Origin of the sequence: Serratia sp. CY47280 (assembly GCF_052168655.1) — a bacterium.
Taxonomy (GTDB): domain Bacteria; phylum Pseudomonadota; class Gammaproteobacteria; order Enterobacterales; family Enterobacteriaceae; genus Serratia; species Serratia bockelmannii.
Genome location: NZ_JBJNMG010000002.1, coordinates 687248 through 706260, shown reverse-complemented (window position 1 = coordinate 706260; position 19013 = coordinate 687248). Strand labels below are relative to the sequence as shown.

The following is a 19013-nucleotide window of genomic DNA, read 5'->3' as shown; positions in this document are numbered from 1 at the left end:
AATTATTCCTCGGTTAATGAAGTATGAGCGCGATCCAAAATAGGTTTAAACAGATAACTCAGCAGTGAGCGCGACCCCGTTTTCACGAACACCTCTACCGGCATCCCCGGCTTGATGTCCTCGCCACTGAGCATCTTCATGCCCTCCGGTGAGACCGTAACCTGCATCTGGTAGTAAGGCTCACCGTTGGCTTTGTCGACCAGACGGTCGGCGGAAACCAACGTGACCGTTCCCGGAATTTTCGGGGTTTTGTTTTGGTTGAAGGCGGTAAACATCAGATCCACCGGCAACCCGTTGTACACCTTATCGATCAGGTCGACTTTCAGGCGAGAATCCACCACCAGCGTCGCCTGGCTGGGTACAACGTCCATCAGGTGGTCACCCGCTCCCACGACGCCCCCCTGAGTGAAGATATTCAATCCGACCACGGTGCCGTCCACCGGTGAGGTGATGGCGGTGTTGCCCAGATCGAAATCGGCCATTTGCAGCTTATTGCGAAACTCACTGGCGTCCATTTGGGTTTGTGCCAGTTGCGTTCTGACCTCGCGTTGATAGTCGGCGAAACGTTGATCGATACGCTGCTGAGATTCTTGCAGCTGCTTTTGCAATTGGCCAATCCGCCCGACAGTTTCATCGATGCTGCTATTCACTTCGGCGAACTGACGCTGAACTTCCAGATAGCGATTGCGTGGCAGGTAGCCGTCCGCAGCCAGCTGCTTCATGCTGTTCATCTGTTCACGCAGGCTGGAAAGTTGGATCTGCTTGTTGACGCGTGAATCCTGCAGGCCTTTCAATTGGAAACGAATCCCGTCCATCGACTGCTTATAACCGTCAATTTCACTTTGCAGCCCCTGGCGGCGGGAAGCGAACAGCTGCGTTTGCAACGCGATAATTTCAGCCACACGCGGCTGATCCTTGATCTGGGTAAAAATGGGAGAAAAAGTGACGCTACTCAGACCATCGCGTTCGGCGAGTAAACGCCCTTCGGTGGCCAGCGTGGTGTAGTACTGGTCGCGCAGGGAATCGACCTGCGCCTGTGCCTGCACCTGGCTCAACTGCACCAGGACTTCACCGGCTTTCACCTTGTCGCCCTCTTTCACCGCGATATTTTTGATGATGCCGCTGGCCGGTGCCTGCACCGTTTTGCGGTTGCCGGAAACGGTTACCGATCCCGGTGATGCCACCCCTTTATCCAGGGGCGCAAACGCTGCCCAAGCCAAAAATCCGAACAGACCAATTCCCACGACCAGCCAGCCCATCCGGGTAAACCGCCGTTCATCCTGTGGGATCTCTTCAATATACGAGTCTTGCGGCTCGCCAATGTGCGTCGACATACCAACTCCTTTAAACTGCGGACGGCAATAAAGCCATCAGGCAATTCACGGCTTAATTAATTTGCGTTTTTGGGATATTGCCTTCATCTGGCTCAGAATTTACCGCCCTCACCGCTTGCTGAGGCTGTTGCGTCTGCGCTTTTTGCGCATTGGCTAACGCCTGAAGCACTTGTTGAGTCGGGCCGAACGCGTTGACGTTGCCATTCACCAAGAGCAACAGCTTGCTGGTCATCGACAGCAAATTGGTGCGATGGGTAATCAGAACCACCGTTTTATTACGTTGCTTGAGGAACATAATGGCCTGGTTCAACGCTTTCTCGCCCGCATCATCCAGATTGGAGTTAGGCTCATCCAAAACCACCAGCGAAGGGTCGCCGTACAGTGCGCGCGCCAGGCCGATACGCTGTTTCTGCCCACCGGACAGCCCAGCGCCACCGTTGCCGAGCACCGAATCGTAGCCGTTCGGGAAACGCAGGATCAGTTCGTGCACACCGGCCAACTTAGCGGCTTCAATGACCTTCTCTGAGTCGATCTCGTTAAAGCGAGCGATATTCTCGGCGATAGTCCCGGCAAACAGCTCAATGTCCTGCGGCAGATAGCCGATATACGGCCCCAACTCATCCTTGTTCCACTGATAGATGTCAGCATTATCCAACCGAACAATCCCTTCACTGACCGGCCAAATGCCGACCAGCAAACGAGCCAGCGTCGATTTCCCCGACGCGCTCGGGCCAATGATCCCCAGCACGTCACCAGGCTGAATGGCAAAACTCACGTTATGCAATACCGCATCGCCTTTGGATCCCGGCGGCGTAGCGGTGACGCCTTCTACGGCAAGCACCCCTTCCGGACGCGGCAAGGACATACCGGTACCACGTTGCGGGTGCGTTTCCAGCAGCTTGACCAACCGGCCATAAGAAAGCTTCGCCGCGCTGTAGCTCTTCCAGACGTTAATAACCTGCTCAATCGGCGCCAGCGTTCGCCCCATCAGAATGGAGCCGGCAATCATCATACCGGGCGTGATGTGCCCATCGATAGCCAGCCACCCCCCCAGCCCCAACACCAGTGATTGCAGCGACATGCGCACAAATTTGGTGATCGACGTGACCCGCGATGCGCGTTCGCTGGCGATGCGTTGGCTGTTCAAGAATCGCTGGTGCAGACCGAACCACCGGCGTTTCAGGTTAGGCAACATCCCTAAAGCCTCGATCACTTCGGCATTTCGCAGATTGGTGCTGGCCAACGTACCGGACATAATCGACAGCTTGCTGGCTTCCGCCAGCGGCTTTTTCGACACCATTTCGTTGATCACCGCCAATGCGATCAACAACAGTGCACCGACCAGGGCGAACAGCCCCAACCAAGGGTTAAAGAGGAATATCACCAACAGATAGATCGGAAACCACGGTGCATCAAAGAAGGCGAACAGCGCGCTGCCGGTGAGGAATTGGCGCAGATTGGTCAAGTCGCTCAGCATCTGGCCGGCGTCAGAAGAACCGTTTTTCAGATTCGCCTCGTAGGCCGCAGTGTAGACTCGCGTGTTGAGACGCATATCCAGCTGACTGCCGATACGGATCACCACCATGCTGCGCACGTATTCCAACAGCGACATCATGCCGAACATGCCCAGCATGATCAGCGTCAGCATCAACAGCGTGATTTCATTACGCGAAGGAAGCACCCGGTCGTAAACCTGGAGCATATAGATAGAAGGAACTAGCATTAATAAATTAATAAATGCGGTAAATATGCCAACGGTCCAAAAAACCTTACTGCGAGTCCGTATAACATCCGCAATTTCATTGCGCGGTATAAATTGATTCACTTTCTGCCCTTACATCATGTGCACTGTCAGTCAAAATCCGCATTGGACTCTTATAAGGAAAATCCTAAAAAGGGAAAAATAAAATAAATCCTAAAGAACCCCCACCCCAGACATGCTCGAGACTGCAGATACTTTTTCTAACTATAGGTAGAGAAAGCGGATATCAGCAAGGCCGTAAGCAAAAAAAATCGCCTCACGAACTACAGAAAAAAACAAATGAAAACAGTGAGGTAAATAGTAGACAGGGCAACGCAAGTTTAGTACGAAAGGGAATAAATTAGAGATAATGACGTAGTTCACAATTTTCAAAGAATACGGGGTGTTTACACACCCCGTATTATTGATTGACTAACAGTTTCAATGGGCATTATAACCCACTGGAATTCATACTTACGCGTAGTGCAGAGTATCCACCAATTGCTGGTGGTTTTGCCCTGTCAGGTATACCACGGTATCGTTGAGGTCCAGCGTGTGGTTATCGTTGTTGTCGATAATTACATACGAGCTTGCAGTGTTACCGCCACCGCTGAATACAACGGATGCCACACCCACTTTCGCCGTCAGCGAGTTGCTGCTATCCAGACCCAAGATACCACCCAACAGGCCGATAACGCCGTTGGTCAAACCGCCCACCAGTGTCCCCAACAACGCATCCAACGTGTCGGCAGAGCGCGTACCGTAGTTCGCTACCGCAGTGCCGCTGGCGTCATCGGAAATAGTCAGGCCACCATGGTTCACGTCGACAATCGAGTCCTTGAGGCTATTAAAGTCCTTGATGGTCACACCCGCCTGCGTGTTACTCGCCTTGATGTCATAGGTGTTGGCACCTGCGCCACCGGTCAGCGTGGTGTTGCCAATCACGCCCAGGGTATCGGCAGCACTGGAGCCTTCTACGGTCATCTGGTAACCGTTCAAGCCCAACGCCGTCAATACCGGTGCCAACAGGTTGGTGGTAATGACGCTCAGCGGCAGAATGTTCAGCAATTGAACGATGATACCGTCACCGGTACCGCCATGGCTGGAGTCGAGATTCAGCCCCCCGGTGTTGGTGGACGCATTGATATCACGCACGTTGCTGAAACCGCTGCCCAGCGTCAGATCCAGCGCGTGATCACCGGTCACGTTGATGGTCTGAACCTGCGCATTGGTGCCGGCCAGTGACAGAATGTTGTCAAAGCTGCCGGTACCGCCTGAGGCCACGTTCACCGTGGTCAGAGCGGTGCCCAACAAGGCGCTGCTGCTGCTGTTAAGGGTAATGGCGCCGGCATTCACATTGGAAGAACTCACCGCATCAAAGTTGATATTGAAATGATCGGTGGCGTTCTGCACGAAGGTGAAGTTCAGCGTACTGGCGGAAGTCGCGTCCCCTTTCACTTCCAACTGCGCGGCGTTGCCGCCGGCGGCGTTAATGACGTTGACGTTAGCCAGACCGGAGATCACAAAACCTTGTGAGCCCAGGTTGGTGGCCGCCGCGTTCTGCGTAACCGTGCCGCCCGTGGTGCCTTCCACCGTAGATGTGCCGTTGGTCAGGCCAAAGTCAAAGGTGTGGGTCGGCGTTGTGACGCTGGTGGTGGTCGGTGAACCGATTAGCGGAGTCGTAATCAGCGTACCGACGGACTTGCCGATATAGCCGGTCAGGTCAATTTTCTCAAAGTTCGAGAAGTTGTTAGCGTTGCTGGTTACGGTACTGGTGCGAACGCCCAGGGCGTTTTGGTTGGTTACTACAGTTTTGGTGATGAAGTTGGCGGAGATGGAGTCCGTACCCGCACCACCATCAGCCTTAACCGTGTTCGCGACAGTGTTCGCCCCACCGGAAACCCCGTTGCCCACCCAGTGCAGGCTGTCGTTGCCGGCGCCGAGGTTGAACTGTGCGGTACCGGTAGCAATGTTTGCCGCCGATGTGACAACTACGTCATCCGCACCCGAACTGGCGTTCAGGATGACGTTGCCGTTATTCACGGTGATATCTACACCTGGATTAACACCATTGTCAGACAAGTTGACCGTTGCTGCGCTGGTGCCGTTGATGGTCAGATTCGCCAGATGGTCGGCGAACTTCAGGTTCACGATGCTAGCGGCATTGGCGTTCAGTTGAACATTCGTCAGTACCGCTGTTTCGGCGTTGCTGATTTGATGCGATGTGCCGGTGTTGACGGTGCCGGTTGCGTTACCGCCGGCGGCTGTTGCCGTCAGAGACGCAGCGGTTTTGTACAGCAAGCTGGTACCGATGTCGTATTCAAAGCCATGCTGCTGGGTTACAGTCGTGGCGTCAGTGGCCGTTGAGTTGCGCAGGTCGTTGATAATAGCCTGAGTAATCAGTGCCTTATCCGTCCCAAGCGAGCTATACGCCAAAAGCTGTGCGGCTGTCGCAGCGACACCGTGTACCCCAGTGTAGACATGTTGAATGAAATCCGTGCCGGTCAATTGAGCCCCTTTCTTCTGGAACTCAACCGAGGTCAGCAATTTTGTAGTCAATGAAGTAAAGGTGTTTCCATGTTTGCCCAGATAATTACTCCAGTCATCCAAGCCTTGTGCATCAACGTCACGCTGGGGCACAGCCAAGTAGATTGAGGCAACCTGCTCACGAGCAGCCAACCCGGCCAATTGACCAGCACTATCGGGCTGTGTCTCATTCAAGAAGAATTGCTGCGCCCCAGTATCACCGGAGCCCACTGAGCCACGCAATCCAGTAATGATAGTGACCAACACATCACCTTTAGTCCCTCCCCCGCTGAGAATTGCACTCAGAGTGGAGAACTCACTGTTGCTTGGAGCGCGTTCGTAGGCTTCATTAAACACCTTATTGATGAAATCTGTGTTTGATAACGAATTGAGCGCTGCTCGATCGGTAACAAATTTATTGGCTACTTGTGAGAAGGATTGCGTGGAAGTATTTATCTGTGTAGCCAGTGTAATAACAGTACTGGTGACAGGATCGATGCCAGCCAGATAATAGAGTGCCAATGCATCCGACACACCAGGACCAGAACCAGCGGCACTGGTGCCCGGGAATAGCACGTTATTGAGTTGCACATCGAAGTTACTCTGAGACGCAAGCGTGCCGCTATCAAAACCACTGTAATTCAGCAAAGAATTAACGGCGTCTGATATTGCATCGTTCAAGGTGCTCCCCGCGAGAATCGCCTGCAGCTGCGCTGTTGTCGGTGAGCTGCCATAGGCCGCTGTGTAGATACTCTGTAAAATTTCAACGTCTGTTTTTGATGCATAGAGTGCCTGTCCAGCACTGGAGGATAACAGACTGGAGATGTATGCCTGGGCGGTAGTTTGCCCTTTCTCTATTTGATTACCAACAGTGTCAAACACGCTTGGCGATGCATTTTGTCCAAGCACAGCTAAAAGAAGCGCTGCCGCCTCTTTCTGGTACACTAGAGAAGCCATAATCGTATCCTTAAAAAATAAAATGGTTTTAGCTAGGCAAAATCAAAACCTGATTTAAAACCTAGCGTTAGCGATAAATTGTTACCGCATAATTGAATAGCGTGCGAAAACCCCCTTACTTCGCATATAAAGAAAAGTTCAAAAACACGAAGCTGTCAAGGGAATAGGAATTTTATTACAAACCAGGTAAACAATAATAAAAACAAGAAGTTAAATAAATAACAAAAACTATAAATAAAATCAGTTAACATTAGGGCGCGAACAATTATCATCTCAACATAAAAGTTTTATTAATGCAAAACCACGCGTAGAATATAGAGCATATCCAAATATCAACAGAGCATCAGCCCCCCTCTACTCTTAAGATAGCAGTACAAACTTCGTAACCAATTGAAAATACAAAGAGCTACAATCCATCAGAAGGGATGGGCCGCCTCCCCCCAAGAAACCTTACCAAGTGGAGAAAGGTTTATTTTTATAAATTAAACAACTCTAAAAGTTACAGATAAAGAGATAGCGAATAAAAACTTAAAGAGGAAAAATGAATAAAATTCATCATATCGAATAGCAGGAGAATCAAGAAATGATATGGGGAATAAAATAAGGTAGGAAAACAAACATCGGAGAAAGGATATGGGAAATAAGATAGGGAATAAACATCATAGAAAGGAGGTCGCAACGTTATATATTCAAACGTCGCGCCAAATGAACTCAAGTAAAACTACAACATGATTAGAGCCAGCCTTAACGGAGAAAATTTTAAAGCTGGCCTTCTTCAGGCATAAATAAAATGAAAAAGAAATTAATTAGTAAGCACCATCACGCTTCAAAACCACGCCTATAGTCTTAAAGAGAATAGCAATATCATTCCATAATGCCCAATTTTTCACATACCAAGCATCGAAATAAACTCTCGTATCATAATCAATATCATTACGTCCGCTAACCTGCCAAAGCCCTGTCATACCAGGTTTTGCCATTAAGTAGTAATCTACGTCACCAGCGTAACGTTCAAGCTCTGCTTCAATAACCGGTCGTGGGCCAACTAAGCTCATTTCTCCCTTTAACACATTCCACAACTGCGGTAACTCATCCAGACTTGTCTTTCTAATAAAATGGCCTATTTTTGTAATTCTAGGATCATTTTTTAGTTTGAAATCTTTTTCCCATTCAGCGCGAGCATCTACATCATTTTCTAAGAGATTTTTCAAAACCTCCTGAGAATTCACGACCATGGATCTAAACTTCAAGCATTTAAATTTAACACCATTCTGTCCAATACGCTCATGCCCATAAATAGCCTTACCACCATCTCGAGATACTTTATAAGCAAGAAAAACTAAAACTGGTGATAATGCAAGAATAATAGAAAATGAACCCACTATATCAAATAGGCGCTTAACGATTCTTGATGAACGTTTGGCAAGGTTATTATTAACACGCAAAATCATAACTTCATGGCTAAAAATAAATGACATGTCAGTCCCATATAATGGCACACCTCTCAAAGTAGGGATAACCGATACAGAACGGCAATTGTGTTTAACAAGATTCTTCAACCACCAATCGCGAAGCGTATTCTGTTCATATTCAAGTGCGACAATGAATTGCGTATTTTCAACATCAGCAATCTCCCACAACCGCTCTTCCGTTTCAATTACAGGGACATTTGCCGAAATATTATTGCGCGGAACATCAGTACAATAAAAAGCAGTTACATCAAAACCAAGTACCTCTTCACTTTGCAATGCAGCATAAGCCTCCATCGCATTCCTTCCAGAACCTATAATAATAGTATTCTTTTTCCATAAGTTGAGTTTATTCAACACGTGCTTAGTTATGATTCGACCTAACGGCACAAGAAAAATAATCAGTAACCAAGTAGACATCCAAATGTAACGCGAGAAATTCCACTTAGAAAAAGCAACCAATGAAAGATCCAAAACTGCAAAGATGAGCAACGTACGAACAGTTTCTTTCAATTCAAACCAAAAAGGCTTTCTGTAGGTATAGTGCCGTAACCTAGTGAGAAACCAAAAAATACAAATCAGAGAGAGAATAAAATGCACCAGGACTCTAACGCCATACCCATCAGATAAAAGATAAATACCCGGATCATCTAAAAACCTATCGATAAGAAAATAAGATATATATATCGATATATTAAAAAATACCAGATCAGATAAAATCAATGCAAACTTAGAAATAAAACCTTTGACATTCCCATGGCTATTTGACATTGGGTTTTCCATCCATAACTAATTTGAACAACAATCTTATTCACTATTAATAAGAATACTTAACTAAAAACCATTAATAAAAAATCGTTTTATTTTCATTAAATAACAGCCATTTTTCTCTGACATATTCACTAAACTCTTTATCAAACCTCTCAGAAGAAAACTTCAGCGCATTATTATAACAATCGGAAGGTAGAATTTTATCTTGAATTTTTTCAAAGCGATGAACACTCTCTATTAATGATTTAACATCTTGTCGCTCAAAGAATAGCCCTGTTGCCTTTCCGGTACCATGAGGTCTAACGGTTTCCAGAGCGCCTCCCCTTCCAAATGCGATAACAGGGGTTCCGCAACCTTGAGCCTCAACAGGAACAATACCAAAGTCCTCTTCTGCTGCAAATATAAATGCTTTGGCATGTGACATATAGTCGATAAGAACCGACTTATCTTTGTAGCCCAATATATGGACATTAGAAGACGCCTTCATCTTAATTTTTTTGATTTCAGGACCATCACCAATGACAACTAGTTTCTTAGTTGGCATTAACGAGAAAGCATCTACAATTAAATCTATCCGTTTATAAGGGACAAGTCGAGAGGCCGTCATGTAATAATCGTCTTTTGACTCTCTAAAAACAAATTGAGAGATATCAACAGGCGGGTAAATTACGTCAGCATTTCGACCATATACTTTATTTATCCTTCTTGCGATGAAATGTGAATTGGCAATAAAATGATCTACGCTATTAGAAGTTCTGCAATCCCAGAGTCTCATTTTATGCAAAAACCATTTAATCAACACTCCCCTCAACCCGGAATCATAGCCGGACTCTTTTAGATATTGATGTTGCAAGTCCCATGCATAGCGCATTGGTGAATGAACATAGCTAATATGCAATTGATCAGGACCAGATAAAACACCTTTAGAAACAGCATGACTGCTCGATATGATAATATCATGTTCCTTCATATTTAGCTGTTCAATTGCATAAGGCATTAATGGAAGATATGATTGATAGAGCTTCTTTGCAAAAGGCAACTGCTGTATAAATGTGGTTTTCGCAGATCTATCAAATAATTCAGCACGATCTCGTTCATTTAAAAAATCAACTACAGCGTAAAGAGTTGATTCAGGGAAAACATTAAGAATTTGTTTAATAACACTCTCTGAACCAGCATATGTAACTAACCAATCTGCTACAACACCAATATTAACATTGCTATATGACATTGTTGACCTCTAGGGATATTTTCATTTCTAAAAACACCCCATATAAGTCTATAGGGAAGAAAAGCGTGAAATTAATCAAATTATGCTATCCAAAAGAGAGTTTAACTTTTCTGCAGATTTACTCCAAGAAAATCTTCTTGCGTTCTCTCGCCCACTCGCAACTAGCTCTTCCCTTAAATTTTTATCCAACATTAGCAGTTCCATAGCAGAATATAGCTCGGCGTTACTCTCTGGCGAGAAAAAAAAGGCACTGTCTTGTAACACCTCAGGCATAGAGGCTGCATTCGAAGAAATTACTGGACAGCCGCAGGCCTGAGCCTCAATAGGTGGAATGCCGAATCCTTCATAGAGAGATGGAAACACAAACGCCACTGCATTTCGATACAATTCTGATAAAGAATTATCATCGACTCTTCCTAAAAATTTCACACGACTTGCATTTAGCTCGTCAAATTTATCACTGTCAAACGAAAGGTTAGCATGGTTTCTATCACCAACAACTCTCAACTCAACATCGTACTTTTTCGAGAAGGCTAAAAAAACATCAATTAGAAAACGTAAGTTTTTGTGATAAAGAGGCGACGATAAAGCCAGAAAGTACTTCACTTCTGTTTTAGAAACGGTTTCGCTATTGTAAATAAAACTTCTCGACACAGCATTATAAACAACATCCACATCGTCGGCATTACATGAGAAATTATGAATCAATTCATTCTTAGAGAAGTTGCTCACTGTCACAACTTTCTTGCATGAACGAATCAAAAAAGGAGTCACAAAATTATAAATACTTCGGAATTGCCATTTATAACTCTTTGGAAACCGCTTATAAGTAATATCATGGAGTGTAATAACTTTATTTTTGTAAAAAACCGGCGCTAGATTACAAAGATTCACAAGTAAAGGACTTCCCAGCGTCTCCAGGTACCGCGGTAGATCATACTGTTCCCACAGATAACCAGTATTACGACCTACAATTCTAATAGTTGCAGACTCAGCGAACTCCTGAAAAACAATGTTCTTAGGAACAAGAAAAATAATATCATCTCTGAGCAACATCAACGCTAAAGAGATCTCTTTGGCGTAACGCTGAACCCCTGTGAGTTCCTGAGTGAGAAATCTTGCATTAATGTAAATCAATTATAGCGCTCCAATCCAGCTGTGGAGACTCGTAATTGATCCAATGAACTCATAGACCAAAAGCGCCCCATCACATAGTCTAATTCATCACCGAAGCCTGTACCAAATCCTGCAGCAGGCGTAAATGTCATTTCACCAAAGTACAAACTTCCTGAATGAATATACCAATCAACCCTGACATAATCAAATTTAGCGGCCAACTTTAAGCTTTTACTCAATGCACAAGCAAGTAGCTTGCTACAAACAGCTATTCCACCCGCCCCATCTTCTTTACAAAACACAGTTTCCAAACTATTTACATAAAATGATCTACGAATCTTACCGGAGAATCTATCATCGATTACCTGTAACACGTAATTTACCCGACCATTAGTATCATTGAATATATGGAACTTGTAATCAACAGGAGCCTGTACTCCGTCACCCAATAGCTTTTCAATCAGTATTTTAGGGGGTATTTTACTGTAGTGTCTCTCTCTCTGGACTTGTGAGAAATCTATAGAAAGCCACTTATTTACCTCATTACAGATTTTATTAATAAAAAAATCATCTGCTATTTCAGGCACGATCACATAAAGCCCAGCACAGTGATTTGGTTTTATAATTACATCGCATCCGAATTTTAAATCAGAAGGTTTCACAGGATGTTCTGAATGAAAAATAAGAGGCACAAGAAACTCCGCCCCTATTGTATCACTGATATACTGTCTGACCTTATATTTATCAGCCAATATAGTAAAAGCGCTCAATTCAAACTGCCTATTTTTTCTATACAGCACTTTCTCATTGAAGCCTATCGGGTTTCTCAATCTAGGGAAACGTCTAAAATAATAAAGAAAAACCAAACAATCTTGAACCCACCAAGGAGCGAAACGGATTATTCTTTTTATCAGTCGGAATAAATATTTCTTTGCGAAAAAAAACCAACTATTCATGAAAATTCTCGGTAATGGGTTGCCGCTTTCCGGACTCATCTTTAAAGTGAATAAGCAAAACAGCCAAAATCAAAAGCTTGAAAAAGGAAAGCGAAGGCATTGGATATGGCTGAATAACGATGCTAGTACTAGCCGCCAACCATAGAATATTAAAGAAAATCGCTGTTGAAAAAATTGTTATATTTTTCATAACATTCTGATGAATAATGAGATGAATGAATACGAGAGCCATAACCAACATAAAAGAAAGACCAATAGCTCCACTATTCTTAATCTGAGTTAACATCGGCATCTGAATACTTTTTTTATAGACAACTTCCCCTTCAGGATACTGATCGATCTTTTTTGTCTCTCCTTTATCAGCAACCCCTGTCGGTGAAATATATTTCCCACCATAACCTATGCCAATAAGGTTTGCCGGGAAGTAATGTCCTGTATACTCCCAATAATCATTTAATTGACTAGAGCGAGTTCCCATCGACTTGCTGACTAGCAAAGGTGCTGTTGCTGGCAATGTTAATGCTATAACAAGTGCACTCAGCGCTATTTTTAATTTATACTTTCCGCCTGAAAACGCAGAAATTAAAATGTCATAGAATAAAAAAATAGCAGCAATGGCAAAAATAAATTTATATATATTTAAAAACATGAAGAGACCGATAATCAGTACTCCCCAGTGAATAAATTTTACTGGTTTGCTAAAGGAAAAAGTCATTGCGACAAAAATCAACACGTACATTGTAAAGTAATTATATATTTTGTCTTGATCTATAATAGTAACTTTTATCCCATATCGTTCCCATAAGAAATCATAGTAGATACCGCATGAAATTAAACCTGAAATAAAATTAATTATATCAATTACAATGAATAACTTTAAAATATCATAAAAATTATAGTTTTTTAACTCAGGATATATTTTAAAGAACAAAATTAAAATCGTCAGGAAATAAATGACACCTCGGATGTAGACAGCATGATCTTTGAAACTAGCCACTCCACCTTGTGTTAAGTGCACATAATAACCAAAAGAAGAAATAACAGCAATGAAAACTGCTTGAAGAACAATCAATGCCAGTATTTTAATTATGAATGGGTTAACATTAAAGTAATCTGCCTTTAAGATTACGACTCGAGACAGCACAAAAAATAAGAACACAATAGAAACTATGTCTAAAGGTGATAATATTGAGTAAAGTTTATAATGATAGATAAAGTTACGCGCAATTGGAATATTAAAATCATGTATTGGCATAACCATTATGTTATATGATGAAAATGAACAAATTATATAACATAGCAGAAAGAAAAAAAGATATCGGCTAAAACCACGACCTTTAGAAAACGAATACAAATAGAAGAGTGCGAAAAACAACCCAACTAAAAAAACGAAAGAATCGATTGAGATCAACTCACCAGGCACTTCTTTAAGCTCAAGTTCTGCTGCAGACTCTTTCATATATTTTCTTATACTCGTTAGTTGTTTTTTCAATACTAAATACAATCACATCGCGCGTATCAGGGAAAGCAACATTCGGAATTAAAATCTCTCGCTCAACATCCTTTAATACCAATGGCTTTACATTGGGCAATAGAGACATCAATTCAACAATTCCGCCAATAGGATTCGTAAATACAGGTTTATTGGCTAAAGCGCTCTCAACAATAGTCCGTCCGAATGGTTCTCTCCACTTTGTAGGCAAAATAACCACATCAATTTTTGAAAGAAATTCTTGGATATCCTTATACTCACTGATTCTAACATTCGCTGCATCTGCCAAGACTTCGAAAGCATTACTATTTTTAGAGTTATTTGCTCTCCCAGCGGCTAATGCTTCTATGCTAATATTTTTATTTCGCAAGAAAATAATGGCTGAACAGAAGTCATCAAAACCTTTCTCTTCACTAAGCCGACCTATATAGCCTATCTTAACAGTATCATCTCTTTCTCTTTGTGCCTGGTTAATAGACACAGCATTGTAAATAGTTATACCATCTCTGGAGGAAAAAAAACCATTTACAGTATGGAAGTTTTTTATATAATCACTTATCCCAACAAAAAGACTAACCTTTCGTGACTTTAACTTTTTTAGAAAAGAAAAGATCAGTACGCTAACGCTACGCTCATTAGTATTTCTTCCCTTTTTATACAGCGTTGAGTTTGGATGGAAAAGATAGTAGTCTCTGGCGGTATGAATTATCTTTACACCGCACTTATGTGCTGCATCCCATACAGCAACAGAAAATCCACACAAATTGTTGGTGTGAACAATGTCAGGTGAAAACAACAAGATCTCTGATGAAATTAATTCTTTCATCATGGGATTATAATTATCTATAAAATGCCAGACTAGTCTTTCTACATATCTTCTGGGTAAATTATCGAATGGCCAGTAGACGTTTCTTAACGGCAAATAAACAACCTCAACTCCATTTATAACTGCGCACTCGCGAGTTGACCTCTTATGCAACGAGATAACACGCACATCGTCTCCATTTTTAACCAACTCTTCACTTAGAAGCTGTACTGAGCGTTCAGCACCGCCGACAAAATTGGGGGCATAAAGGGTATTAATAATGAGAACTCGCATTACACCACCTTTTAAAAAATTATTTATTTAGTGAAAACATTGACAGGTGCATTTTCCCAATTTCGCCACGCCTAAAGAAATAATTAAAAAAAGTTAAAGACGCAAACTCAGTTAATAAAATGCTATAAGCTGCGCCTATACTCCCATGGCCAGGAACAAAAAAGATAGCCGATATAATGCTGGTGATAGTAACCATCAGTGCTTTGATAGATAAGTAATGATACCCAGATTTTTTTATAATATAGCGGTATGACACAACCCCCATAACTGAGAATAGTGATGCGACAGTTAGAAGCACTAACGTATAGTAAGCTGATAAATATGCATTGCCAAACAAAAAGGACAAGACTTCCCTTCCTGTTAGTAAAACACCAACGACCGCTAATATAGATATTGAGAATGCGATCTTGTTAGCTTGTAGGACGTAATGTTCGATATTTTCTTTTGCTTTTTCTTTATAAATAATAGAAAAGTAAGAGGTAACAATTGATAATGGAATGAAAGCCCAAGAGGTAGCGATCGTACTTGCCGCTGAGAAAACACCCAATTCACTATCGCCATAATAATAGATAAGAACAAACTGCGAAAATCGTGTGTAAATAGTAACCGAGATGCCTGAAATTGCCAGAGGCACGCCAACAACCAGAGTATAGTATATATATCTTCGTCTTTGAAATTCGGAAATAATAACTATTTTGTGCTGAAGTCGGTAATTCCACTTTCTAATCAAATAAGGTATCAATGAAACGAGGATGATCGGAGCTGCTAGCCATGCCGGATCAAGACTTAATACGGCTATAACATATCGAAAAAAAATGGCAACAACCAAACCGACTAGATTTGCCAGTGTATTTTTCTTGGAGTTTAATGTCGCCTCATTGAAAACTCTTAACACATCCTGAGTTACAAAATAGACAGAGATACATGAAGCTAAAAGAAAAATAAATGTCAGATAATCAGAGTTAAAGTAGAACCAAATCAGTGCAAGCGCAGAGAGTGAGAGATGAATAAATGCACGTAATCTCTTAACTGCGCTCATTAACTTGAAGCACGAATTTTTATTAGCACATGCTCTCTTAAAAATGATACTATCAGTCCCTAACAAAGAAATTGACTGAATAACTGCAAAAATAGTTGTAGAAAATGCTAGCTTGCCAAAATTTTCCGGCCCAATATATTTAGCAACATATGAGGTAACAAAAATCAAGCCAAGTACTGTCACTATTTTTTCTGCAGAGATCCAGTACGAATTTTTTAAAATATTCAAGTTGGCATCTCTAATATGAAATCAGCTATCAAGGCATACCCAGATTTTACATGAAAAAAATCACATTCCCATATCAGCGCTTTTATCTGAGTGATATACCACCAAGCTTAGTTGAACTTATTATTCTTGCAACTCGATAAGAACTGGATTGACTGGGATCGGCAAATTATGCACAACTTTATGACTACCCACAGTAGTTGTATTATACTCCACTTTGGTGCCAGTAAGCATATTCGTCACAGCAATACCTTTAACGGACATAGGTAAAGTTAAGTTTGAAAGCCTAGGCGGCTTTTGACTATATTTTTCCATCGACCAAGCAGCTATGTATCTCGTATTGCTATTTTCATTTTTAAATTGGTAAGATATCACTCGATCAGGTGCGTAAAGCAAGGTACCATCAAAAGCTTTAGCAGGCGAATCATCTGGTCTGGCTGATTCTTGTTGAATAATGTAACTGACATCATTAGCAGGTATCAAGTTGACTGATAACGAAGCCAAACGCTGTACTGCATAATATGAAGGTTTGGGGGTCCCATCCGACCGCAACAAGCCGAAGTTATCTTCGCTGTTGACCTGACTTGCAATACCAGTGTCATTCTTGTCATCCATGAAAGAATAAACGATGCTTGTTTTAATTCCAACGCCCAAAGACTCCATGAAGCGCCGTTGTATATACACTGCTTGCTCATCCTCACTAACACCAACAAAATTTCCTCTTGAGATTGGAAAGTTCTTTTTAGTCGTCCATCCCCACTCAGTTAACCAGATGCTTTTCGGCCCACCATTCTCAATGGAGAAATTAAGCATTCTATTAATAAGTGCAGAAAAACTCCCGTCTTTGTCAGAGATAAAAGTATTTCCGTTTTTCTTGAAACTTGCTTTTGAGTCAGGATACGGCATTATTTCAGGTGTGGTTGCATAGCTATATGGATGCAATGTAATGCCATCAACATTCTTGCTGAGCCCATACCTTATCATGCGCCAGTTCATTGCAGGAAATCCACCAAGACCTATGACCTTTATCCCTTTAGTCGTTGCCTTAATCTTGTCAGCTGATTCGTTTAATAGCTGAACATAGTTGCGCATCCAGCTTTCGATTGTACCATCCTTGGCCGTACCATAAATTGTTCCTGCATTCCTTGTCCCCTGGGCGAACGAGTTTGCATACCAATTGAATGGTTCATTCAACACTTCAATAGCATCTATTTTTCCTTGTAATTGTTGGGCAACATATGCAATTGCATTGGAGTAGGCATCAGGAGGAAATTGATTATCGCTGTATATATTCGGATTATTACCATTAAATGTAATAATGATTTTTATACCATATTTATTAGCAATATTAATCCATTCGAGATCTTCTTTAGGGATGGAATAGACACCTTTTTCCTTCTCTACCTTATCCCACATGATTTCATCTCGAATCCAGCCGACATTCATAGCAGCGATTACTGGGATATACTTCTCGGGATCCCAGTGGGCCATGCTTCGCATTTTTCTTACAAAATGAGTGGCAACTCCGAAGTGATAGTTCATTTGCTGTGCAGTATTGGCTGGCTCGACATTACCTTCACTCTTCGCTACCATTTCTGCCGATAGCGCTGTCGAAGATAGTCCAAACATTGAAATCAATAAAATAAGCTTTCTCATCATTACCTCTCTATAAGTCAACAAAGAGCATGTTGAACAAAACTATTAACCAGCCTAAAAAATTGAGTGATTGATCAAGTTTACTTGAACTCTAATGAGTAGAATCCGAGTCTTCGCTTAACGAAAAAAACTGTAATTAAACTTTGAACCGAAATAGTTATTGATGTTGCCCACGCTGTCCCAACAATCCCCCAGATAGGGGTTAACGTCATTATAAGTATGAATATTAAAGGGGCCGAAAACAAAAAAACTTTCTGCACGTCTTTTTCGTGTCCAGACATCATCAGCAGGTAGCCAGCAGATCCTGTTAGCACACTAACCAATTGCCCAATTGTTAATATTTTCAATAAACTGGCGCCTTCAATGAAGTCTTTCCCAAAAAAACTCATAATCAAATCTGGGAAAAAAAATACAGCAATAACCATTGGCGCAGCACCGACAACTACCAATCGAGTCGACATTATAGCAAGCCGCCTTAGCTCGACAAGCTTACCCGAATGATAGAATGCAGCGAATCTGGGAGCTACAACCAAATTTACTGCCATTAAGGCGAAACTTGTCAGCATCGATGTACGCTGTGCGACAGCGAAACGTGCGATATCATCAGCAGGTACATAGCCGCCACTCAAAAATTGCCCAGACCACTGGACAAACTGACTCAGAACGATAACTGTCCACAGGGGTATAGCTGAAGTAAGCACAGTTCCCCATCCTATGTCTGTCTGCTCCAGTACCACCGTTAAATTAGCCTCTTTGCTTTTGCGCTGAATCGAAAGATATATAAGCCCACCAAGAATAGCAGTAATCAACGCAGAAGCAGAAAAGGCAAGCGAGGCGTCAGTACTTGAATGCATTACCCCGCTAAGAGCAATAAGAATAAAAATAATGTTTACACTAATGTTAAGAATAAATACAGAAAGAATTATTCTTCGAAGCCCCTGCAGAGCCATTGCCAACAAGGTAAAGAGTGAAACACCTACTAATCCTGGCGAAATTGATAACAAAGTGAGATCCAGTTCTGGCTTTGAAAAAAAGCTTACCGAAATAGTCTTTGAGAAAATTGCCAATATTAGTGCTAGTGCCACTGAAATAACAAAACAGCCTAACAAGGTTTTTTTTAAGATCTGGCTAGATATCAGTGTGGTATTTTGCCCTGAAGAAATTCCTGAGAACCTAAGAACTAAGTTGTCAAAACCGCACCGTCCTACTGTCGAAAGGAATGTAATAATACTTAGTGCCAAGAGAAAATAACCCGCCCCTTCAACACCCAGTACCCTAGCCACCGTCAAATTCATCAAAAAGGCTGAGAGTACACTTAGAACCCTTACGAAAAGTGAAATAATGGAGTGTACTATAACCTCCTTACTCTCACTACTTTTAAAAATTTTAATAGCCATCTCC

The 19013-nt window shown here is 42.5% G+C and carries 12 protein-coding genes; all 12 read right to left on the bottom strand.

Features of this window, described 5'->3' with window-relative positions; genetic code table 11:
- Positions 1–2 precede the first annotated feature (2 nt).
- On the bottom strand, positions 3–1334 hold the full coding sequence (locus tag ACJ8J4_RS12860; protein WP_025302176.1) for an HlyD family type I secretion periplasmic adaptor subunit: 1332 nt from the start codon (positions 1332–1334) through the stop codon (positions 3–5).
- A 52-nt stretch (positions 1335–1386) separates the two neighbouring features.
- Positions 1387–3159, bottom strand: a complete 1773-nt coding sequence (locus ACJ8J4_RS12855; protein ID WP_025302175.1) for a type I secretion system permease/ATPase — start codon at positions 3157–3159, stop codon at positions 1387–1389.
- 390 nt (positions 3160–3549) lie between these two features.
- Positions 3550–6558: a beta strand repeat-containing protein gene (locus tag ACJ8J4_RS12850; RefSeq protein WP_197835330.1), complete on the bottom strand. Its 3009-nt coding sequence runs from the start codon at positions 6556–6558 to the stop codon at positions 3550–3552.
- A gap of 806 nt (positions 6559–7364) precedes the next feature.
- Positions 7365–8798 carry an undecaprenyl-phosphate galactose phosphotransferase WbaP gene (gene wbaP / locus ACJ8J4_RS12845; RefSeq protein ID WP_197835328.1) on the bottom strand — a complete coding sequence of 478 codons (1434 nt, stop codon included), beginning with the start codon at positions 8796–8798 and terminating at the stop codon, positions 7365–7367.
- Positions 8799–8871: 73 nt separating this feature from the next.
- Entirely contained in the window at positions 8872–10029 is a 1158-nt protein-coding gene (locus tag ACJ8J4_RS12840; RefSeq protein WP_197835326.1) for a glycosyltransferase family 4 protein, read from the bottom strand.
- Positions 10030–10104: 75 nt separating this feature from the next.
- The gene (locus tag ACJ8J4_RS12835) at positions 10105–11166 is read right to left on the bottom strand and encodes a glycosyltransferase family 4 protein (protein WP_141997645.1); all 1062 of its coding nucleotides are present in this window, start codon (positions 11164–11166) and stop codon (positions 10105–10107) included.
- The gene (locus ACJ8J4_RS12830) at positions 11163–12101 is read right to left on the bottom strand and encodes an ATP-grasp fold amidoligase family protein (RefSeq protein ID WP_197832367.1); all 939 of its coding nucleotides are present in this window, start codon (positions 12099–12101) and stop codon (positions 11163–11165) included. Before ACJ8J4_RS12830 ends, ACJ8J4_RS12835 begins: the two co-directional genes overlap by 4 nt.
- Complete coding sequence (locus tag ACJ8J4_RS12825) at positions 12094–13560, bottom strand: hypothetical protein (protein WP_197835324.1); 1467 nt, start codon at positions 13558–13560, stop codon at positions 12094–12096. The genes ACJ8J4_RS12830 and ACJ8J4_RS12825 overlap by 8 nt, the downstream gene beginning before the upstream one ends.
- Positions 13535–14692 (bottom strand): glycosyltransferase family 4 protein, encoded by a 1158-nt coding sequence (locus ACJ8J4_RS12820; RefSeq protein ID WP_141997639.1) that lies wholly within the window; start codon positions 14690–14692, stop codon positions 13535–13537. The genes ACJ8J4_RS12825 and ACJ8J4_RS12820 overlap by 26 nt, the downstream gene beginning before the upstream one ends.
- A 19-nt stretch (positions 14693–14711) precedes the next feature.
- On the bottom strand, positions 14712–15959 hold the full coding sequence (locus ACJ8J4_RS12815) for an oligosaccharide flippase family protein (RefSeq protein WP_197832365.1): 1248 nt from the start codon (positions 15957–15959) through the stop codon (positions 14712–14714).
- A gap of 120 nt (positions 15960–16079) precedes the next feature.
- Positions 16080–17615: a hypothetical protein gene (locus tag ACJ8J4_RS12810; protein WP_141997635.1), complete on the bottom strand. Its 1536-nt coding sequence runs from the start codon at positions 17613–17615 to the stop codon at positions 16080–16082.
- A 77-nt stretch (positions 17616–17692) separates the two neighbouring features.
- Positions 17693–19009 carry an oligosaccharide flippase family protein gene (locus tag ACJ8J4_RS12805; RefSeq protein ID WP_141997633.1) on the bottom strand — a complete coding sequence of 439 codons (1317 nt, stop codon included), beginning with the start codon at positions 19007–19009 and terminating at the stop codon, positions 17693–17695.
- Positions 19010–19013 lie beyond the last annotated feature (4 nt).